Annotated in this window: 16 protein-coding genes (1 of these 16 running past the window's edge); 15 read left to right on the top strand and 1 reads right to left on the bottom strand. The window is 43.4% G+C overall.

Annotated features, from left to right (window positions below):
• Positions 1 to 29: 29 nt before the first annotated feature.
• The 14 genes from MHH56_RS06755 to MHH56_RS06820 all read left to right on the top strand — a co-directional run bounded on the left by MHH56_RS06755 (position 30) and on the right by MHH56_RS06820 (position 20338).
• Positions 30 to 239 (top strand): PLD nuclease N-terminal domain-containing protein, encoded by a 210-nt coding sequence (locus MHH56_RS06755; protein ID WP_339207436.1) that lies wholly within the window; start codon positions 30 to 32, stop codon positions 237 to 239.
• Positions 236 to 1186, top strand: coding sequence for an ABC transporter ATP-binding protein (locus MHH56_RS06760; RefSeq protein WP_339207437.1), 951 nt, complete (start codon positions 236 to 238; stop codon positions 1184 to 1186). The genes MHH56_RS06755 and MHH56_RS06760 overlap by 4 nt, the downstream gene beginning before the upstream one ends.
• Positions 1183 to 2028 (top strand): ABC transporter permease subunit, encoded by an 846-nt coding sequence (locus MHH56_RS06765; protein WP_339207438.1) that lies wholly within the window; start codon positions 1183 to 1185, stop codon positions 2026 to 2028. The genes MHH56_RS06760 and MHH56_RS06765 overlap by 4 nt, the downstream gene beginning before the upstream one ends.
• Positions 2029 to 2132: 104 nt before the next feature.
• Positions 2133 to 2516 (top strand): ATPase, encoded by a 384-nt coding sequence (locus tag MHH56_RS06770; protein ID WP_339207439.1) that lies wholly within the window; start codon positions 2133 to 2135, stop codon positions 2514 to 2516.
• A 172-nt stretch (positions 2517 to 2688) separates the two neighbouring features.
• Positions 2689 to 5748, top strand: coding sequence for an ATP-binding protein (locus tag MHH56_RS06775; RefSeq protein WP_339207440.1), 3060 nt, complete (start codon positions 2689 to 2691; stop codon positions 5746 to 5748).
• Between the two features lie 59 nt (positions 5749 to 5807).
• On the top strand, positions 5808 to 6914 hold the full coding sequence (locus MHH56_RS06780; RefSeq protein WP_339207441.1) for a response regulator: 1107 nt from the start codon (positions 5808 to 5810) through the stop codon (positions 6912 to 6914).
• A gap of 168 nt (positions 6915 to 7082) precedes the next feature.
• Positions 7083 to 11696, top strand: coding sequence for an Ig-like domain-containing protein (locus tag MHH56_RS06785; protein WP_339207442.1), 4614 nt, complete (start codon positions 7083 to 7085; stop codon positions 11694 to 11696).
• Positions 11697 to 11961: 265 nt separating this feature from the next.
• A complete protein-coding gene (gatC, locus tag MHH56_RS06790) occupies positions 11962 to 12249 on the top strand; it encodes an Asp-tRNA(Asn)/Glu-tRNA(Gln) amidotransferase subunit GatC (RefSeq protein WP_076271888.1) in 288 nt (95 codons plus the stop codon).
• 35 nt (positions 12250 to 12284) lie between these two features.
• On the top strand, positions 12285 to 13742 hold the full coding sequence (gene gatA, locus MHH56_RS06795) for an Asp-tRNA(Asn)/Glu-tRNA(Gln) amidotransferase subunit GatA (protein WP_076271889.1): 1458 nt from the start codon (positions 12285 to 12287) through the stop codon (positions 13740 to 13742).
• A gap of 36 nt (positions 13743 to 13778) precedes the next feature.
• On the top strand, positions 13779 to 15218 hold the full coding sequence (gatB, locus tag MHH56_RS06800; RefSeq protein WP_339207443.1) for an Asp-tRNA(Asn)/Glu-tRNA(Gln) amidotransferase subunit GatB: 1440 nt from the start codon (positions 13779 to 13781) through the stop codon (positions 15216 to 15218).
• Positions 15219 to 15366: 148 nt separating this feature from the next.
• Positions 15367 to 16077 carry an MgtC/SapB family protein gene (locus MHH56_RS06805; protein WP_076271891.1) on the top strand — a complete coding sequence of 237 codons (711 nt, stop codon included), beginning with the start codon at positions 15367 to 15369 and terminating at the stop codon, positions 16075 to 16077.
• 62 nt (positions 16078 to 16139) lie between these two features.
• Positions 16140 to 17984 carry a DUF4097 family beta strand repeat-containing protein gene (locus tag MHH56_RS06810; protein ID WP_339207444.1) on the top strand — a complete coding sequence of 615 codons (1845 nt, stop codon included), beginning with the start codon at positions 16140 to 16142 and terminating at the stop codon, positions 17982 to 17984.
• 77 nt (positions 17985 to 18061) lie between these two features.
• On the top strand, positions 18062 to 18496 hold the full coding sequence (gene perR / locus MHH56_RS06815; RefSeq protein WP_076271893.1) for a peroxide-responsive transcriptional repressor PerR: 435 nt from the start codon (positions 18062 to 18064) through the stop codon (positions 18494 to 18496).
• Between the two features lie 78 nt (positions 18497 to 18574).
• Positions 18575 to 20338, top strand: coding sequence for a glycosyl hydrolase family 18 protein (locus MHH56_RS06820; protein WP_339207445.1), 1764 nt, complete (start codon positions 18575 to 18577; stop codon positions 20336 to 20338).
• Between the two features lie 170 nt (positions 20339 to 20508).
• On the opposite strand, the gene MHH56_RS06825 is transcribed toward MHH56_RS06820, so the two are convergent.
• Positions 20509 to 20868 carry a YgzB family protein gene (locus tag MHH56_RS06825; protein ID WP_339207446.1) on the bottom strand — a complete coding sequence of 120 codons (360 nt, stop codon included), beginning with the start codon at positions 20866 to 20868 and terminating at the stop codon, positions 20509 to 20511.
• A gap of 153 nt (positions 20869 to 21021) precedes the next feature.
• Here MHH56_RS06825 and MHH56_RS06830 point away from each other — a divergent pair, with 153 nt between their 5' ends.
• Positions 21022 to 21281: the 5' portion of a nucleotidyltransferase-like protein gene (locus MHH56_RS06830; RefSeq protein ID WP_339207447.1), read on the top strand. It continues 625 nt past the right edge of the window; only the first 260 of its 885 coding nucleotides appear in the window; it begins with the start codon at positions 21022 to 21024; its stop codon lies off the right edge, out of view.

Consider the following 21281-nt stretch of genomic DNA (forward strand, 5'->3'; position numbering starts at 1 on the left):
TTTTTAAATCGAACTAGGGGGGCTTTATAATGAATAATCAAATCGAATTATCGGATATATTACCTATCATTGCACCAATAATCGTTATTCAATTGATCTTAATGGTGATTGCATTGGTATTGTGCGCTAAGGCGGAGAGTACACGCGGTCCTAAGCTGATGTGGGTTTTAATTATTATATTTGTAAATATTTTTGGCCCGATCGCCTTCTTTATTGCTGGAAGGAGGAATGAAAGATGAGCGCATTGCTTCAGGTGAAGGGACTCACAAAAACGTTCGGTACAGTTGATGCAGTAGCTGGAATCGATTTTTCGATTGCTACAGGCCACTGTGTTGCCCTTCTAGGACCGAACGGAGCAGGGAAAACGACAACAATTAAGATGATTACAGGGCTGCTTAAGCAGACGGCAGGACAAATGGATTTTATGGGATCTGCTCAAGCAGGCAATCATCGTGAATTGATTGGATACTTGCCGCAATCACCGTCGTTCTATAATTGGATGACTGGAATGGAATATGTGATATATGCAGGTAGATTATGCGGTCTCAGCGCTGCAGAGGCCAAAAAACGAGCCAAAGAGTTGCTCGAGCGTGTCGGGATTTCCTCTGCTGCGAAGCGGAGAATAGGCTCCTATTCCGGAGGGATGAAGCAGCGCTTAGGTCTGGCTCAAGCGCTTGTCCATCAGCCTAAGCTGCTTGTTATGGATGAGCCAGTTTCAGCGCTTGATCCGATTGGACGCAGAGAGGTGCTTGAATTGCTGCGTGAGCTGAAGCGGGAGACGACGGTGCTTTTCTCGACTCATGTTCTGCATGATGCCGAGGAACTGTGTGATGATGTCATTATTATTCGGAATGGGAAAGTTGCGCTGCAAGGAGCGATTGAGAAGATTCGCAATGAGCATCGCAAACCGATCATTGAGCTTCAGATTGAACGTGATGAAAATTCAGAACGCTGGTTATCTTCTTATGTAGAGCGTATCCACCCAGCCCTTACGAATAGCAGCAAAACTAGTCTCTTTCAAGATGTTCAATTGCACAATGGAATTGCACGATTTACTGTAAACGAAGTGGATGCAGCTAGACGGAGTTTGCTTGAAGAATTGACGAGAGAACAAGTTAAGGTAAGCAAATTGGAGATTGGTCATTCATCATTGGAGGATTTATTTATGAGGGTGGTGACTGCATGAGTACAAAAGAAATGAGTCGTTTACAGACAGTTACTGTTCCATCAGCTGGAACTTCAAGCTTTACTCGATACATGGTTATGGTTCAAAAGGAGCTTCTCGAACTTATGCGAAGCTTTAAGCTTCTATGGGTGCCATTAGTATTTATATTGCTCGGTATTATGCAGCCGGTATCAACCTATTTCATGCCGGTCATATTGGAGAAGGCAGGAAGTTTGCCGGAGGGAACGGTTATCGAAATTCCTACGCCGCTCGGTACTGAGGTTCTTGCACAAACACTGCAGCAATTTGGCACACTAGGGGTTCTTGTTCTCGTGCTCGTTTGTATGGGGACGGTGTCTGGTGAGCGTATCAACGGCTCAGCATCACTTATTCTTGTAAAGCCGATTTCAGTATTATCCTACATCTGCTCCAAATGGACAGCTATCGTTTTACTTACCTGGGGCTCATTTATAGCGGGATATCTTGCTTCTTGGTATTATACAGACTTGTTGATCGGCGATGCTCCAATGGATAAGGTGTTTAACAGCTTGCTTATCTACGGTTTGTGGCTCACCTTTATAGCAACGATTACGCTCCTTTTCAGCTCGCTGCTTCGGAGTCCGGCGGCTGCGGCGTTCTCGGCATTAGGGGGAGCTGTCATTTTATCCATTTTGACGGGGCTGTTTCCTAAGGCACTGGGGTGGAGTCCAGGCGCATTAAGCGGTTTTGCCTATCAAGCCGCGGTATCAGGTATAGAAAATAATAGTCGATTCGGGTGGTCGATTATAATTACGATATTATGTATTGCAGCGTCTATTAGCTTATCAGCAACGGTTCTTCGCAGAAGTTCAGCTGTTGAATAATGTAATTATTCCGTCTATCAACTCTCTTTGATTGGACACCGCTATCATTTTTTAGTAGGATAGTAGTGAAAGAATCAGCGGCGAAGAAACAGGAGTTGAGGACGATGCTACAGCTAGGCACAAAGGTCGTCATTGTGGCTGACCAATATGAACAAAACCTGCCCATCGGGGAACATGGTTATATTATAGCTTACGACCGCAATGCGGATAATGTATTTGATTACGTGCTCAGAGTACCCTCTGCGAATCGTAATTTCCTTATTCCTGATGAAGATGTAGAACTTGAAGAGGTACTCATTCAAGATGAGGTTGACCGCATTGAACGTGAGGCTTTAATTGATTTTGCTCTTGCTACACATAATGAAGAATTGTTTAAACGAATTATGAACGGCGAAGAAGAAACGGAAGCGGAGCCAGAGAGTACGGCTACGGAGACGCTTAGCCCAGCGGACTTTATTCGTCAGGTTAATTTAAAGGCTTGGATTTAAAAGAATAGCTTGAGCTTTGGACTGTCCTGCAAGTCACTTTGGTGACCGCGGAACAGTCTTTTTTTTGTGCCTAGAATTATAGAGATTTATGTGAGCTTGTGGTGATAAAATGGACGAAATGTTATGAACCGTGGAAGGGGCTGCTGCATTGCACAGAGAGAGCGTTAAAAGATTGATCAAAATAGCAGTATTTCTACTAATTACAATTGTATTTACAGCCAGCCTGCAGGCATTAACGCAATCTAACCGAGACTTGCCGCAAGCAAAGCGGGGAGTGCTGGATTTGTCTAATTGGAGCCTTGAGCAGGATGGCCCGGTTTTTCTTGATGGTGAATGGGAATTTTACGAAGGACAGCTGCTTACGCCTGCCGATTTTCACCAAAACAATTCGGGAATTTCTTATTTATCTGTACCTGCTACTTGGACAGGGAAAAACGCTGAAGGAGGTATGGCTCGAAAAGGCTTTGGGACATATCGACTAAAGGTTCTTCTCCAAGATGAAAAGGAAGGTTTGGGTCTGAAAACAAGAAGTATCCGAATGGCTCATCGGTTATTTATTAATGGCAAATTGGAAAGCGAAAGTGGACAACCATCCTCGAGCAAAAAATTGAATATACCTGGAAATACGCCTTCTAGCGCTTTTTTTCAAACAGAAACGAGGGAAGTTGAGCTTGTTATTCAGGTATCCAATTATGTGTTTGTCACCGGGGGGATCGTTAATTCGATTTCTTTTGGATTGGATTACGATATTAGCAAGATGAATGGCAGACAGCTAGGTATAGGAATTGGACTTGTTTTGATTATGGGTATGTTCGGGGCGTATCATCTTATCTTTTATTATCTTGGACGGAGGAATAAAGCTTACTTGCTTAGCGGATTGTACCTGCTAATCTTGTCTTTAGAGCGTTCACTGAATGGTGAGAAAATATTTCAACAGCTGCTTCCTAACATTCCATTCGACATCACTTATAAGCTGCTTGATTTGAGCCAAGTTTTAAGTGCTATGGTCATTATTATATTTTTTTGTTCATCTGATGCAAGGTTATTGTCGCCGAGAAACTTAAAGCTGTTTCAAACGCCATTTATCCTTTATATTGCTGCTGTTTTGCTGCTGCCGTACAGCATTCACATAAATGTAAAAGGTTTAACTTTATATTATTTAGGGCTGTTGGTGTCGTATATCATTTTGAAAATGGCTGTATTTTACATACGCAGTGAGAGTACTTCGTCTGAAGGGAAAGAATGGCTTCTGTTCATTGGGAGCGGCGTTTCTTTGATGGTTTTTCTCCTATACGATGGTCTTTACTCGACGAATGCCGTAGACACTAATTTAGTGGGAACATTCGGTATTATCGGATTTATTGTCATTATAAATATTTTGCTCGCTGTAAGATTTTCGAATGCCTATGAGAAAACTGAAATACTCTCCCGTCAATTGCTCGTTTCCAATCAACTGAAGGATGAGTTTTTGATGAGTACCTCTCATGAGATCAAAACACCTTTGCACGGTATTATGAACATGACAGCTCATTTGCTTGAGGATGAGGATCATAATTTGCAGCCAAAGCAAAAACAAAATCTTTGGTTGATCAAGGATACTTCCACTAAACTGTCTATGTTAATTCATGACTTAATTGATGTAAGCCGCTTGAAGCATGGAGAATTAAGGCTGCATATGACAGTGGTGGATTTGCGAGTAGCCGTCCAGATCGTATTTGATGTACTGCAATTCGAGCTAGCTGGGAAGTCGGTGCGATTAGACAATCAGGTGGAAGTGGATATTTGGGTAGTTGCAGATGAAAGCAGACTTAGACAGGTGCTCTATAATCTCATTTATAACGCAATCAGGCATACAGAGAACGGCTGGATAAGGGTTAATTCGAGGTTGTTGGACAATAGGGTAGCTATCACTGTTGAGGATACGGGAAAAGGGATTCCGAGCAATAAATTTTTGAAGGTTTTTGAATATTTTGAGCAGCTGGAAGAAACACTTCCGACGGATGGTTATATGGGAATGGGCGTTGGTCTGTACATTAGCCGCAAGCTGGTTGAGCGAATGGACGGCGAAATTCGAGTGGATTGGTCCGAGATCGGTGAAGGAACTCGTATGCTCTTTACACTGCCCAGGGCTTTAGACATTCAAGGCTATCGGGAAGCTTCGGCATCCTCAGAAAACGAAATGGTGCAGCGAGTGACAGCTGATCACGCCTCGCTCGACGTTATAGGCTATCATGATCATACCATTTTAATAGTGGATGACGAGGCCTCCAATATTTATAGCTTATTGCATATATTAAAGCAGCATCGATACAATGTGATTACAGCATTTTCGGCTAAAGAAGCGATGTTCAAGATGGACGAGCATCCTCGTGTGGACCTTGTTATTTTAGATGTCATGATGCCGGGTACTTCTGGTATTGAACTATGCCGTACACTGCGAGGCCGCTATTCTATTCTAGATTTGCCCATTCTCTTCGCGACTGTTAAGGACACACCTGCAGATATTGCGTTAGGTTTCAGGGCAGGTGCTAATGACTATATAACGAAGCCATTTGATGGTGAGACACTGCTTGCTAGAATCCAAACATTGATTGCAATGAAAACCTCCATTCAGGAGGCCATTCAAAATGAGCTGGCTTTTCATCAGGCTCAAATTAAGCCTCATTTTTTGTTCAACGCGTTAAGCAGCGTTATTTCCTTCTGTTATACAGATGGAGAAAAAGCAGCCTATTTATTGTCGATGCTTAGTCAATATATTCGCTACATTTTGGATACGGATCGATCTAATTTAGTCGTTCCTCTAGACCGTGAGCTTGAATTGATTCATGCCTATGTTGAGATCGAAAAGGCTAGGTTTGGAGAGCGGTTTACTTTTATCTCTCATGTAGATGAAGGTCTTCAAGATGTAGAGATTCCTTCTTTATGCATACAGCCCTTTGTTGAGAATGCGATCCGTCACGGGTTGTTTGATAAAGAGGGAGAGGGCACTGTTTCATTAAAGATTAATGAAGGACATGGCTATATACAAGTAACCGTTGAGGACGATGGTGTTGGAATGTCGGATATTCTGCTTAGTCAAATAACGAGCGTAGAGAAGCGGGATGGGGGCATTGCTATCGCTAATATTCGAAAGCGGCTAGAGGCCATTTCTGGTGCTGCATTCACCGTTCATTCAGAGCAAGGGAGCGGAACAAAGATAACGATGTATTTGCCTTATGGTATCGTAGGGTGAATAATCATGACGCAACACTTGGACGATATTTTGGATGAAGGATTAAAGGGGGGAAGATTATGTTTCGGGCTGTCATTATAGAAGATGAGAAGCCGATATTGGAATTGATGAAGGTTATTTTAGGACGGAATACTAATTACACCATTGTGGGAGCTTTCACTAATCCTATTGAAGCGCTAGAGAAGATGGAAGACATTAAGCCCGACGTAGCTTTCATAGATGTGGAGATGCCTAAGATGAATGGGCTTGAGCTTGCACGGAAAGTACGGGCGTTAACGATACAGACAGAGATTGTTTTTACAACAGCTTACAAGAACTATGCTCTGGACGCGTTTGGAGTAGAAGCGATTGATTATATTTTAAAGCCAGTAACACCTTCAACAATTGAACGGGTGACAGAACGTTTAGTTAATCGGCAGCGCGTAACTACAATGGTCATCCCTCAAAAGGATTTATCTATGATCCAATGTTTTGGTGGGTTCGAGGTTCGCAATTCGGAAGGGGTTCCTGTACATTTTCGGACACGCAGGGCGGAGGAGCTGTTTGCCTATTTTCTGTGTCATTCGGGACGCAATATTAGCAAATGGCAGGTAATGGATTTGTTGTGGCCGGATATGCCGGAGGAGAGAAGCTCTTCCAATTTATACAATACAATTTATCTTATGAAGAAAATATTGAAAGAAAATGAACTCGGCATGAGCATTCGTAAAATGAATGATGGTTATATGATGGAAACAGGAAACCAAATGTATGATGCGCTAGCGTTCCAACGCTCAAATGTCTCTTTTGCCGAGGGGAAGCTGGATAGGGAGCAAATGGAGTATTTATGTGCGCTGTATCAAGGGCCGCTGTTGGATGGGAAAACCTATCTATGGAAAATACCACTGGAGGAAGCTTATTTTAAACAATACTCCACGATGACCAAAAAGCTAGTCGAAGATGATTTATTATCGAATGACTGGAATCAAGCGGAGCATCGCCTCGACAAATATTTGACTGTTTATCCGCTTCATGAAGAGATGAATCAGCTTATGATCGATATTTATGAGAGACAAGGGAACAGAGAGAAGATGCTTCGACTATATTCGAAATATGAGAGGGCCAGCCGCGAAGAGCTTGGAATAGAGCCGTCTTTGGATATGAAGAGCAGGTTATCTACGTTCTAGATTCATTAAAAATATAGTTATAAACCATTAGAGCAGAGGAATGTCCTCTGTTCTTTTTTGTTTTTTCGACATGTTGTGACGAATTGTGAGATTTTGTTGAGTTCTAATTGATAAGATTCTTCCAAACATGGTAATAGCCAATCACACGGTGGGAGAGAGGTCAAAAATATGCTTAGTTTAGTAAGGTCCAAGAAGATAATCAGTATGATTCTATTCGCGCTGATGGTCAACCTATGCTCGTCATTGTTTATTGAGGATGGGAGAAAGGTAAAGGCGGCTGGAGCTGGAGAAGTTTCTGTATTTAAAAAAGCGTATATTACAAGCTTTAACAATGGTACTGTCGATGTTGTTAATCTATCGGATCTGACTGTAGAAAAGGCTAAAATCACGGTAGGAAATCAACCGAACAGCGCTGCGATCAACCCCAATCAGAAGCAGGTGTTCATAACCAACAGAGCAAGCAATACGGTCTCGGTTATTGATCCGGCGAAGGATGAGGTAATCGCGACCATACCGGTTGGAGTTCAGCCTCATGGCGTTGCCTTTAATAAGGATGGAAGTAAAGCCTATGTGGCAAATGACTCAGGAAGCTCGATTTCAGTTATAAATACAGCCTCACTGGTTGAGGAGAAAAAAATATCCGTAGCTACGCCTATTGCGATGGCATTGGTTGGGAATGATCTTTATGTTACTAGTAGAACCGGAAAACTCACGATTATTGATATAATAAGCGAAACAGTTGTGAAGGAAATTACCATTGAGGGGGAACTTTACGGACTCTCGGTTAATCCCTCGGGTACAAAGATTTATGTGGCTAACTTAGTAACTAATTTCGTAAATATAATTGATACGAGTTCAAAAACACACGAAGCGGATATACCGGTTGGCAGCATGACAACTGCAACAGAAGTTAGTCCTGATGGCAGTAAGGTATTTGCAGCACATGGCTATAATGACTCTGTGTCAGTAATCAATGCGGCAACCCTTAAAGTGGATGCTACCATAAATGTTGATGCTAACCCTTACGTCATCGGCGTTTCCAAAGATGGTCTTCAAGCGTACACGATCAATTATGGCTCGAGCAATATGAGTGTAATTAATACAGCAACGAACAAGGTCGACAAGACCATTGAACTCAGTGGAGGTCCATTTATGGTCGGAACCTTCATGGTTCCTGTTGCTGTTGCATTGGATGCTGAAACGTCTGAACCATCCGAGCCAGCTGATAATCAAGCTCCTGTTGTGACAGCACTAACTCCAGTTAAGGGTGCACAAAATGTTGGTGTGGATGCTAATCTTAAATTAACATTTGATGAAAAAGTAAAGGCAATGGCGGGTAAAAAGGTAACGATTTGGAAACCACGGGAATTATCAATGATCAACGGACCTGATTATCCGATCTTAATAAGCGATTCAACGTTAGTAGAAACAATTGATGCAGGTGATTCGACAAAGGTAACAGTCTTGGATAATGTAGCAATGATTAATCCAGCAGCGGATCTGGAATATCAGACGAATTATTTTGTGAAGATTGAACGATCTGCTTTTACGGATATTGCAGGGAACGGCTATGCTGGATTATCCGCTGATGTTGAAATCCATGATGGTCAAGTACAGGATACTTATACCGAATCATGGCATTTTAAAACGGGTAAGGCAGCAGATACAACCGGACCGGTGGCGACAACATTTGTACCCGCGAAAGCAGCTGTGGATGTTTCCATTAGTGCGGACATGACATTAACGTTCAACGAAAATGTGAAGGCTGGAACAGGCAAGAAAATAAAGATTTTTGAACCGGGCAGAGCCACACCGGATGGAACAAATCCAAGTGCTCCAATTTTACTTGAAGAAATAACTTCATCAGATACGAGCAAAATAACGATTTCTGGGAACAAAGTTACCATTAATCCAACGAAAAACATGAAAAACAATACCTATTATTATATCCTCATGGATAAAGGTGCGTTTCAGGACATATACAATAATGATTTTGACGGCATGTTCCAATTCATTCAGTTGATGAACGAAAACGTCATGTATATGGGTGAGCCGGGGAAGATATGGTTCTTCAAAACAGAAGCTGCACCAGACACAACAGCGCCGACAGCTACTGGATATACACCAGCGAATAATGCGCTTGATGTGGCGGTTGATGCGAGCTTACAGCTCACTTTCAGCGAGATCGTGGAAGCGATGGCAGGCAAAAATATTAGCATTCGCAAAGCAAGTGATGATAGTGTTGTTGAAACCATTGCAGCTAACGATACTGCAAAATTGACACTAGCAGGAACTAAGGCGACCATTAAATTGTCAACTAGTTTAGCTAACGATACGGGCTATTACGTTCTGATTGATGATGGAGCCTTTAAGGACAAGGTTGGCAATACATTTAAGGGGATTACAGGAAAGACGATCTGGAGCTTCAAGACAGCAAAGAGTGTTTCGCCACTAACTGTCACGACATTATCTCCTATTGATGATGCTTCAGCGGTGGCTACTAACTCCGATTTGTTGCTAACTTTTAGCGAGAATGTACAAGTGATTCCGGGTAAAAAGATTTTTATCAAGAAGCAATCCGATGACAGCATCGCTCATACTTTTGAAATTAGCAGCATAAGCGATGTAAGTGTATCGGGTAATAAAGTAAAGATAAATCCTTACCTAATGGTACCTGATGCACCAGGGAATTATTTGGAATACAATACTGCTTACTATGTTCAAATAGAAGCGGGAGCACTGAAAAGCACGACCAGCAGTGCACAATACGCAGGTATTGCAGACAAGACAACTTGGAATTTTACTACAGGTGCTGCACCAGAAAAAAATGATCTGAAGGTTATAGCATACTCACCTGCCGGAGGGGCAAATGGTGTATCTCAGAGCACGGCTCTAAAGCTGACGTTCAGCACAAATGTTCAGGGAGTAAACGGCAAGAGCTTTGAAATTAGAAAGAAATCTGACAATAGCGTTGTGCACAAAGTGAATTTCGGAGAAATGGGAGTCGAGATATCGGGAAATACGGTAACGATTAATCCTCCAATCTTCCCGCAACCTGGCAATGGGCCTAAGGTCGAATATTTGGAGCCAGATACAGAATATTACGTCCTAATTGCAGCTGGAGCTTTGAAGGATAAAGACGGAAACAGCTATGCGGGTATTTCTGATAAATTAGTATGGACCTTTACCACGGAGCCAGATTTGGAACTGGATACAGACGGAGATGGTATTCCAGACTCCATTGATCCAGATGATGACAACGACGGTTTATCGGATGAGCAAGAAGCGAAAATAGGTACAAATCCAAAAGATCCTGATACTGATAAGGATGGAATCAATGATAAGGACGATCCATTCCCAACGGATGCGTCTAAGCCAGGGACAGTAAACGGTGAACTGGATACAGACGGAGATGGCATTCCAGATTCGACTGATCCAGACGATGACAACGACGGTCTGACGGACGAGCAAGAAATTAAACTAGGTACAAATCCAAAAGATCCAGACACCGACAAGGATGGAATCAACGATAAGGACGATCCATTCCCAACGGATGCGTCTAAGCCGGGAACAGTAAACGGTGAGCTTGACACAGACGGAGACGGCATTCCAGATTCGACTGATCCAGACGACGATAACGACGGTTTGACGGATGAGCAAGAAATTAAACTAGGTACAAATCCAAAAGATCCAGACACCGACAAGGATGGAATCAATGATAAAGATGATCCATTCCCAACGGATGCAGCTAAGCCGGGTACAGTAAACGGTGAGCTGGACACAGACGGAGATGGTATTCCAGATTCGACTGATCCAGACGACGATAACGACGGTTTGACGGATGAGCAAGAAATTAAACTAGGTACAAATCCAAAAGATCCAGACACCGACAAGGATGGAATCAATGATAAAGATGATCCATTCCCAACGGATGCAGCTAAGCCGGGTACAGTAAACGGTGAGCTGGACACAGACGGAGATGGCATTCCAGATTCGACTGATCCAGACGACGACAACGACGGTCTGACGGATGAGCAAGAAAAAGCAATTGGAACGAATCCAAAAGATCCTGACACCGACAAAGATGGAATCAACGATAAGGATGATTATTATCCGTTGGATCCAACGAGATCCAGTTATTCAGGCAACAACTCGGGCGGCAACGTGACTCCAAAGCCTGATAAGCCTGATCCGGTTGAAGTTCCAGAACACAAAGAAGTCAAAGCTTATATTATTGGTCATCAGGACGGAAGCTTTAAACCAGAGAAGGGGATTACACGTGCTGAAATGGCAGCGATACTTGTTCGCATACTGGGCAAGGAAGCTGAATTATCTTCCGTGAGCAGCACGGGCGTTGATGCTGAGCATTGGGCTGCAAAATACATTGCAATTATAACCGAATTGGGTTTAATGGTTGGTTATCCAGATGGCAGCTTCAAACCAAATCAGACGATCACTCGTGCGGAAATGGCTGTTATTATTAATCGATTGATGGAGCATATTGAAACCGGCGGCAAAAGTTTCTCTGACATTAATGGGCACTGGGCACAAACGGCCATTGATCAGGGGACTGCAGCAGGAATTTTCAACGGATATAAGGATGGTACATTTGCGCCAAACCGCGTTCTTACGAGAGCAGAGGCTGTTGTCATATTCAATAGACAGCAGGGCAGATCTCCTCTAGCAGGAGCAGATCAACAATGGAGTGACGTTTCGCAGAAGCACTGGGCGTATGAAGATATTCAGACTGCGAGCATCGACCATGAGATTAAAGAGCAATAATGCTAACGGTCATCTAGAGCATTTCAGTAAGAACCTGATTCTCTAAAACTAAAAAGCAGCCTGCCTCACAACAGCTTAAGTTGTGAGAGTGGGCTGCTTTTGTTTGTTTGATAAACGATTGCTTTTACGCCCAACTCTTCTGCTTTAGATCCAGTTCCTTTTATGTGGAAATTAAGAAGTGATTTGCCGTTTACATTGATGTTCTCCCTGTATGTGCGATATAATAGGAAGAATGATTACAGGAATAGGAAAGGAAGAATACCTGATGAGCATTTCACCTAAGGATGTAGACCATGTAGCAAGACTTGCGCGGTTAGAGCTATCCGATTCGGAGAAGGATCAGTTTACGGAGCAGCTCAATGCGATTTTGAAATATGCGGAAAAGCTAGAAGGCTTGGACACGGAAAATGTTGAGCCAACCAGCCATGTGCTCCCTATAACGAATGTAACGCGCGCGGATGAGAAACGCCCGTCGCTGCCGATCGAGAAGGTTTTGCTGAATGCGCCTGATGAAGAAGATGGACAATTTAAAGTACCTGCGGTGCTTGAATAATACGAATGGGTTTAATTTGAAGGGAGGAACTACTGTTGGCACTGTTTGATTTGCGCCTGCAGGATGTACATAACAAGCTTAACAATAAGGAACTGTCTGTTTCTGAGCTGGTTAGCGCATCATTTGCGAGAATTGCGGAAACTGAGCCTGCTATTAAGGCTTTTATTACATTAAATGAAGAGAATGCACGCTTGCAGGCTTCCGAGCTGGACAAGCAATTGCAAGAAGGCGGCGACCAAGGTTTATTGTTTGGATTGCCGGCGGGTGTTAAGGATAATATTGTGACGGAAGGTCTACTGACCACTTGTGCGAGTCAGTTCTTAAGCAATTACAATCCTATCTATGATGCCACTGTTGTTCGCAAGCTGAAAGCAGCTCAGTCGGTAACGATTGGAAAGCTGAACATGGATGAATTTGCAATGGGCGGTTCCAACGAGAACTCCAGCTTCTATCCAACTCGCAATCCATGGAATACGGATTATGTTCCAGGCGGCTCAAGCGGCGGATCGGCAGCTTCAGTTGCTGCTGGACAAGTTTATTTCTCGCTTGGCTCCGACACTGGCGGCTCGATTCGTCAGCCAGCTGCTTATTGCGGTATCGTTGGCCTCAAACCAACGTATGGCCTAGTATCACGTTTTGGACTTGTTGCTTTCGCATCTTCTTTGGACCAAATCGGTCCGCTTACCAAAAATGTTGAAGATTCCGCATTTGTGCTGCAAGCCATTGCTGGTTACGACACAAGTGACTCTACATCAGCGAATGTGGATATTCCAGATTACACAGCAGCTCTTACAGGTGATGTAAAAGGTCTGCGTATCGGTGTGCCTAAAGAATACCTAGGAGCTGGTATTGATCCGCGTGTGAAAGAAGCGGTACTTAAAGCGCTGGCAGTATACGAATCACTGGGCGCGACATGGGAAGAGGTTTCACTTCCGCATACGGAGTATGCAATCGCTACTTACTATTTGCTTGCTTCCTCGGAAGCATCGTCAAATCTAGCTCGTTTCGACGGCGTACGTTACGGTGTACGTGCGGAAGATCCTGCAAATCTCATTGATTTGTATAAGAAATCCCGCAGCGAAGGATTTGGCGCTGAAGTAAAACGCCGGATTATGCTTGGAACATATGCTCTAAGCTCTGGCTATTATGACGCATATTATTTGAAAGCTCAGAAGGTACGTACACTTATCAAGCAGGACTTTGACCAAGTGTTCAGCCAATATGATCTCATCATCGGACCTACGGCTCCGACACCTGCGTTCCGAATCGGAGAGCAAGTTGGAGATCCATTAACGATGTATTTAAACGATATCTGTACGATACCGGTAAGCTTGGCTGGCGTTCCTGCCATTAGCGTTCCTTGTGGAACGGCAGATGGCTTGCCGATTGGCTTGCAAATTATCGGGAAAGCGTTCGACGAATCGACGGTGCTGCGCGCCGCTCATGCGTTCGAGCAGCATACAGAGCATCATAAACAACGTCCGCAGCTATAAGCGGACCTATATAAGTTTACGAAGGGATCGATACGAATGTCTGAACCGAACAAATACGAGACGGTTGTCGGGCTGGAAGTCCATGTGGAGCTGCATACGAACAGTAAAATCTTTTGCGGCTGCTCTACGGCTTTCGGCGCGCCGCCGAATACCCATACCTGTCCAGTATGCCTTGGACATCCCGGCGTTTTGCCGGTATTGAATCGCCAAGCCGTTGAATATGCAATGAAAGCGGCAATGGCTTTGAACTGTCAAATTGCAGATATCAGCAAGTTTGACCGTAAAAACTATTTTTACCCCGATTCGCCAAAAGCGTATCAGATTTCGCAATTTGATCAACCGATCGGTGAACATGGCTGGATTGATATTGAAGTGGGTGGCGAGACCAAACGAATTGGGATCACAAGGCTGCACCTTGAAGAGGATGCAGGCAAATTGACTCACGTCGATGGCGGTTATGCATCACTTGTCGATTTCAACCGTGTAGGTACGCCGCTAATTGAGATCGTATCAGAGCCTGATATTCGTACACCTGAGGAAGCGAAAGCATACCTCGAGAAAATCAAAGCCATCATGCAGTATTGCGATGTTTCTGATGTGAAGATGGAAGAGGGCAGCTTGCGCTGTGATGCAAACATAAGCCTTCGTCCATACGGACAAAAGGAATTTGGTACACGTGCGGAGCTTAAGAACATGAACTCCTTCCGCGGCGTTCAGCGCGGCCTTGAGTATGAGCAGTTCCGCCAAGCGGAAATTCTCGACAGCGGTGGTGAGGTCATTCAGGAGACTCGTCGTTTTGACGATGCACTTGGTAAGTCCTTCTCTATGCGCGGCAAAGAAGAAGCACATGATTACCGCTACTTCCCGGACCCGGATCTAGTACAGCTTCATATTAGTGAAGACTGGAAGCAAAGCATTCGTGCGACAATCCCAGAATTGCCTGATGCGCGCAAAGCGAGATATACGGCTGATTACAGCTTGCCTTCCTATGATGCTGAAGTCATTACTTCATCTAAGAAGCTTGCTGATTTCTTCGAGGAGAGCCTTTCTTACACGAAGGATGCCAAATCCGTATCGAACTGGATCATGGGTGATTTGCTTGGTTATTTGAATGCCAACGGTCAAGAAATTACCGATGTGAAGATTACTGGACAAGGCCTAGGTGAAATGATTGGTTTGCTTGAGAAAGGCACAATCAACGGTAAAATTGCCAAAACGGTATTTAAAGCGATGCTGGATTCAGGCAAGCTGCCACAGCAGATTGTAGAGGAACAAGGTCTCGTTCAAATCAGTGACGAAGGCGCTATTCAAGCCATCGTTAACCAGATCGTTGAAGCAAATCCGCAATCTGTTGAAGATTACAGAGCAGGTAAAGATAAAGCAATTGGCTTCCTTGTTGGTCAGGTTATGAAGGAATCAAGAGGGAAAGCAAATCCCGCACTCGTGAATAAGCTGCTTGTAGAGCGCTTGAAATAAAAGCAGTTGCACGCAAAAAGACGCGGTTCATCAACATGATGAACCGCGTCTTTCTTTTTGAACACCACTCTGGACAGAAGACCTGTAAGCTCCATACGCTGCATACAATTATGTTACAATAGCGAATATAGAAAGGTCGGGATTGTTTATGCTGCTAAGTACACTTCATAATCCTTGGTATATTAGTGAACTTCATATTTTATTAAGGCTGCTGCTTGCCTTGCTATTGGGCGGACTTATTGGCTTCGAGCGAGAACAGTCGAATCATGCTGCTGGACTTCGAACGAATATTCTAGTTTGTTTAGGTTCTTGCTTGTTGATGCTGCTATCCATGTACGGTTTCTCAGCATTTGTCGACGAGCCTAACGTACGGGTTGACCCGGCGCGACTTGCAGCCGCAGTTATTACAGGCATTGGATTTCTAGGTGCAGGTACTATTTTATTTACCGGAAAATCAATAACGGGTTTAACGACAGCGGCGTCCCTATGGGTCGTTTCTGCAATTGGATTAGCAGTCGGAGCAGGCTTTTATTTTGCATCAGCTACCGCAACGATCATGGTTCTTGTAACATTATGGGCGTTTAATAAGCTGGAAAAAAGGTATATTAGTGCAAAGAAAGAGCACTTGCTCAAAATAAAAGCTAATAATTTATCTCAAGCCATGCTTGAATTAAATAGCCTACTGACTGATCGGAAAATCATCATGAGAAAAATGCTGCTGGAAGAATGCGAGGGTGAAGAGGAAGGCGAGCAGATTTTGCTGCAGGTGTATATTACACTGCCTAAATCAGAAGCATTGTTAGTGCTCCTCGATAATATAAAGCACTTGGAGGGTGTACGTTGGGTCAGCTCAGAATAAAACGAATAAAAAATAGGCTTCTCACCGTATTATTCGCATTTGCTATGCCAGGAGCAGGACATATGTATACTGGACAGCATCCGAAAGGCTTACTGTTAATTGCGGCCTTTTGGCTGGATTTGACGGCGATTGTAAGGTTAGCCGATTCAGATGGCGGCAGACATTTGCTGTTGATCGTTTATTTAGGTATTATGCTTCCTATTTTTTATTTTATTAGCGTGTTTGATTCCTTGCAAAGCGCGGATGCCGATAATAACAACCCCGTTGCACTGAATCGCACACATGGTATTTTACTTTTGGCGGCTGGAAGCGTCATGCTTATTTTAGTGAAGCCTCCACAAGCGATTTTACCCTGGATGAATGAACTAGCGGAGTTATGTGTTGGCCCGATTATTATAATCGCTTCAATATTGCTGCTGTCACGTTCAAGGAAAGGAAGAGTTACTATGTTTAAGCTCGGACGCTTTACAGCAGCGGCACTGGTATTGGTCGTGGGAGGATTGCTTCTCTGGGATCAAATTCAAGGACGGAATGATATTTCATTGCTTGGTCAATGGTGGCCGGTTATTTTTATATTGTTAGGTTTAGAAATCATTCTATACAGCATAAAGTTTAAAGACATAGAAAAAAAGCTTCGATTTGATGTTGGAGGCGCGATGATTGCTGTTGCGATTTCATTGACCGCTTACGTTGTGACCCAATACGCGGATATTCCTTATCGTTGGCTGGATCAATTTAATGTTGATTTGAACGGGGCAGCAGAATTTGGAGAAGAGAAAGGATTTCATTATGAGAAGACCATCATTAAGGTTCCTTTAGATGAAGCGATTTCTCTCATTCGTGTTGTTAATCCCAATGGGCAAGTAACCATTCGATCGGGTGACGTACAGGAAATAGAGCTTTTGACTGCTGTATGGGTTGATGTGCCAGGCAAAACGGAGGCTGATGCGATCGCAGAGCAATCAACCGTCAAAATTAATCCAGGCGCTGAAGTAACGTTGGAGGCGAAGGGTCAAACCTATGGCGCTAACGGAAGCAGAAAACCGAGAATGAATATGATCATTACCGTACCAATGTCTTTGTCTGATCTGGTTGAGGTTAATCAACAGCCTACAGAAACACCGTTATCCTTGGGTTCGGAAAGTATTGATACGATTGGCGAAGAAGTTGATGCGGGAGCATCTGATGTTGATTTGAACGATCAGTCCGCAACTGAAAAGCCTACGGATACAGATGCAGGTTTAAATGGTCAATCTGAACAACCGCCTCAGAATGCTGAGGAACAGAAGCCTGTATTAAAGATGAAAGTTGAATCAGGCAATGGTTCAATTGAAGTCATGAATTTGACGCTGCCAGGCGGCCTTGAGCTCCGAAGCAATAGCGGAATTGTTTCCGTAAGCAACATTAAAGGTCCTATCTCCGTCAAAGGTAATAATGGCGGAATTAATGTGAAAAGCATAACTGGTGATACCAGTCTTGAAACAAAAAATGGTACGGTTACTGCAGATTCTATTGAAGGTAAGCTTTATGCGAATACACTCAATGGCAGTTTGGAGATCAAGCAGATTGATGGAAACATTGAAGCAGAAACAAAAAACGGGAAAATCAAAATGGACGGTGCAGGCGGTTCTGTTAAAGCGGATACGCTGAATGGGAACATTGAACTAAGCAGTGCTGAAGTTAGCGGAGATTGGGATCTCGATAGCTCCGTCGGAGAGGTAAAGCTTGCAATACCGGAGGATGCTCATTTTACGATTTATGGATCGGTAACTTTCGGTAATATTGTGTCCGATTTGCCGCTTGAAGTAAGTAAGAAAACGATAAGAGGCACTATAGGCGACGGCACTTTCAGGATTCAGATTAATGCTACGAACAGCATTGCAATTAAGCAATTTGGACTATCCTAAAAAGGCGCTTTCATTGACAAACTCTTAAATAAGAACGTACAATAGCTTTAATAACTTTAAGGAAGGGCGTGAGGGGAATGGGAGCCAGCGTTAACTTAGCACTTGAGCAACTGAAGATGAATGGCGTCCGAATGACCCCGCAACGTCACGCAATATTAAGCTACTTGATGGACTCGATGTCGCATCCGACTGCAGATGAAATTTATAAAGCGCTCTCACCAGTTTACCCGAGCATGAGCGTAGCTACCATATATAACAATCTGCGTTTATTTGTAGAAGCTGGATTAGTGCGTGAGCTGACTTATGGCGATGATTCAAGCCGGTTTGATTCGGATTTATCCGATCATTACCATGCCATTTGCAAAAATTGCGGTTCAATCGTCGATTTTAATTATCCACCGCTGCTTGAGGTAGAACGTGCAGCGTCACGTGTAACAGGTTTTGTGGTTGAAGGACATCGGATGGAAATTTACGGTGTTTGCTCGACTTGCAACACTAAATCAGCGAAATAATTGGCGTTATGCCTACAAGAACGTGCCGGGAAGCGATACAACGCTAATCTGCACGTTTTTTAATAGTCGAATAGAATTTTGAAGTTAACATTACAGGAGAGTGATGACTTGGAAACGATGTACAACCGAGCGCCACGCCGAAAAGGCAACCGAGGTGTTCGGAGCATAATATTGTTGTTTTTGTTAGGAGTAATAGCTGTCTTTTGTTGGTATGGATATATGCGCTTTATTCCTAACAATGAAAAGGTAGATCCAAATTATAAGACAGAGCATCCTATATTTATTCAAGGCGTTGAAGCGGAGCAAGGAGCTATTATCGAAAATGATGAAGTCAAGCTGCCGCTTTCGGTGCTGGAGCAGGTATTAGGAGTGGACAAGCCTATAAGATATGAGCCTGATTCAGGTTCAATCATCTTGACAACTGCCAATAAGGTACTTCACCTTAAGACGGATTCTTTAACGGCGACTATCAACCAAAAGCCATATGATCTAACGATTACTGCAGAAACGTCTAATGATATGGTCTATATTCCTGCAGAACCTTTGGAGGAGTTATATGGGCTGAAAGTAGAATTCGTAAAAGAGACAGGCACAGTAACACTGCTGAATGCAGGAGACATGGTTCAGCTTGCTGAGGCTACTCCTGAGAAAGGGGCAGCTATTCGAACCGAAGCGACTATTCGAGCGCCTTTTGTTCAAAAAGTTCCTCAATCACAGTCAATAAGAATTTGGAAAGAGCAGGAAGGTTGGCTGCTTGTCCAAAACAGCGAAGGCATCATCGGTTTTATGAATAAAAAAGATGTGAAGCTTACTTCTATTGAAAAAATGCCCGAGCAGGCGGCAGAGCCTCCATTTATTGCGTGGAAGGTGCTCGGCAACAAAATTAATATGACATGGGAAGCTGTTTATCAACGGAAAATCGATACTGCCAAAATAGCGCCGATGCAGGGAGTAAATGTCGTTAGTCCTACCTGGTTTGAACTTGCCGACGACAAAGGAACAATAAAAGGCAAGGCTGATCCCGCATATGTGAAATGGGCACATCAGCAAGGGATGCAGATTTGGGCGCTGTTCAGCAATAGCTTTGAGCCTGATCGAACGACAAAGGCATTAGCGTCAGTGGAAACGCGATTCTCGATGATACAGCAGCTGATCGGCTTTGCTCAAGTATATGGATTGCAAGGGATTAATTTAGATTTTGAAAATGTACACACGTCGGATAAAGCTAATTTTGTACAATTTGTTCGGGAGCTGACTCCGCTTTTACATGAGCAGGGCTTGGTTGTCTCCGTGGATGTAACACCCAAGTCGAATAGTGAGATGTGGTCGCTGTTTCTTGATCGTGCAGCGCTTGGCAATGTTGTAGATTATATGATGGTCATGGCTTACGATGAGCATTGGGCTGCGAGTCCAAAATCAGGTTCGGTAGCATCGCTGCCTTGGACAGAGAGTTCTCTTGTTCGTATCATGCAGGAGGATGCCGTACCAGCAAGTAAAATTATTTTAAGCATGCCTCTGTATACCCGGATATGGACTGAGAAAAAAGGGGAAGACGGTAAAATAGACGTTTCCTCAAAGGCAGTAGGCATGAAGAAGGTTAATGAGATTATTACGACTAAGAAACTTAAGCCAGTGTTTGATGCAAAAGCAGGTCAGAATTACGTGGAATATACGGAAGACGGAAACTTGATGCGAATATGGATTGAGGATGAAGTGTCCATTAAAGCTCGAGTAGCGCTTGCACGTAAATATGATTTAGCGGGTGTAGCAACATGGCAGCGTGCGTTCCAAACGGAAGCTATTTGGAAATCGATCGACGATTCTCTCAAGATTAGGCCATAATTCATTTATAAATGTTAAATAAGAAACGCCTCCTCACATGTGAAGACATGGAGGAGGCGTTTCTTATTTATGTAATGCTGCGATCAAAAGTTGGTTTTCTTAGCTTTTTACCTTCTTAGTAGAATAAAGGTTGTTTCCTAAGAAAGAATCAACCGTATATTCACTATAGGTTAAACTTGCTGTTCAGAAGGAGTAGTTGTTGCTTGTGCAGGATCAAGCGTAAGTATCGTTTTGCAATACATACAACGATCTGTTTTTCCAAGCATCTTGGTTGGACGCGAGCATTCTGGACACTGAAGCATTGTGGCACTTGTTGACATCATGCCAGCCCAGAAATAAACGGCTACGCTGATTAACAAGGAGATCATGCCGATTACCATGAAGATAGCAGCAATGATTTTGCCTGCTTGTCCCAAAAAAACAATGCCGGCTGTTCCGAGTATCATGACTCCCATGCCAACAAGGGTGAAAACGAGTCCCCATAGACGGAATTCATTGATTTTGGCTGACTTGAAAAAGAACTTATTCATGTATTCATACCCTTCCTATGACCAATGACTTATGATTTTGAAACAGTTTCTGAGTTAGTAAGCAGGAATGTGCCTCCAACCTGTCGAAAAAGAATAAAACTGTAGAATATTATTATAGCGTAATAAAATGTGATTAGCTATATGGAGGAACCAGTGGAACATATAAAAGCGTACTTCTCGGACAGCTATCGAGATGAACCTCATTTAATCGGTTTGGCTGTTATTGAAAACCCATATCCTTATAATCCTTTAGCTGATGGATTAGATTCATTAGTACTTGTTGTAATGAACGAAGAGATTGAGCGGAATGATACGGAGCATGTCCAAATCGAGGGTCAACGGATATTGATTCGAACCATTGATTCGAATGGATTGAGTGAATGGTTGTCTGGTGGCGAAAACCGCAATATTAT

The organism is Paenibacillus sp. FSL K6-3182, assembly GCF_037976325.1.
In the GTDB taxonomy this organism is placed as follows: domain Bacteria; phylum Bacillota; class Bacilli; order Paenibacillales; family Paenibacillaceae; genus Pristimantibacillus.

Excerpts from the sequence above, each read along its gene's own strand:
- gatC (WP_076271888.1), top strand. The coding sequence starts at position 11,962 with ATGAGCATTTCACCTAAGGATGTAGACCATGTAGCAAGACTTGCGCGG.
- MHH56_RS06785 (WP_339207442.1), top strand. The coding sequence starts at position 7,083 with ATGCTTAGTTTAGTAAGGTCCAAGAAGATAATCAGTATGATTCTATTC.
- MHH56_RS06760 (WP_339207437.1), top strand. The coding sequence starts at position 236 with ATGAGCGCATTGCTTCAGGTGAAGGGACTCACAAAAACGTTCGGTACA.
- MHH56_RS06810 (WP_339207444.1), top strand. The coding sequence starts at position 16,140 with ATGTATACTGGACAGCATCCGAAAGGCTTACTGTTAATTGCGGCCTTT.
- gatB (WP_339207443.1), top strand. The coding sequence starts at position 13,779 with ATGTCTGAACCGAACAAATACGAGACGGTTGTCGGGCTGGAAGTCCAT.
- MHH56_RS06765 (WP_339207438.1), top strand. The coding sequence starts at position 1,183 with ATGAGTACAAAAGAAATGAGTCGTTTACAGACAGTTACTGTTCCATCA.
- MHH56_RS06825 (WP_339207446.1), bottom strand. The coding sequence starts at position 20,868 with ATGAATAAGTTCTTTTTCAAGTCAGCCAAAATCAATGAATTCCGTCTA.
- perR (WP_076271893.1), top strand. The coding sequence starts at position 18,062 with ATGGGAGCCAGCGTTAACTTAGCACTTGAGCAACTGAAGATGAATGGC.
- MHH56_RS06755 (WP_339207436.1), top strand. The coding sequence starts at position 30 with ATGAATAATCAAATCGAATTATCGGATATATTACCTATCATTGCACCA.
- MHH56_RS06780 (WP_339207441.1), top strand. The coding sequence starts at position 5,808 with ATGTTTCGGGCTGTCATTATAGAAGATGAGAAGCCGATATTGGAATTG.
- MHH56_RS06805 (WP_076271891.1), top strand. The coding sequence starts at position 15,367 with ATGCTGCTAAGTACACTTCATAATCCTTGGTATATTAGTGAACTTCAT.
- MHH56_RS06770 (WP_339207439.1), top strand. The coding sequence starts at position 2,133 with ATGCTACAGCTAGGCACAAAGGTCGTCATTGTGGCTGACCAATATGAA.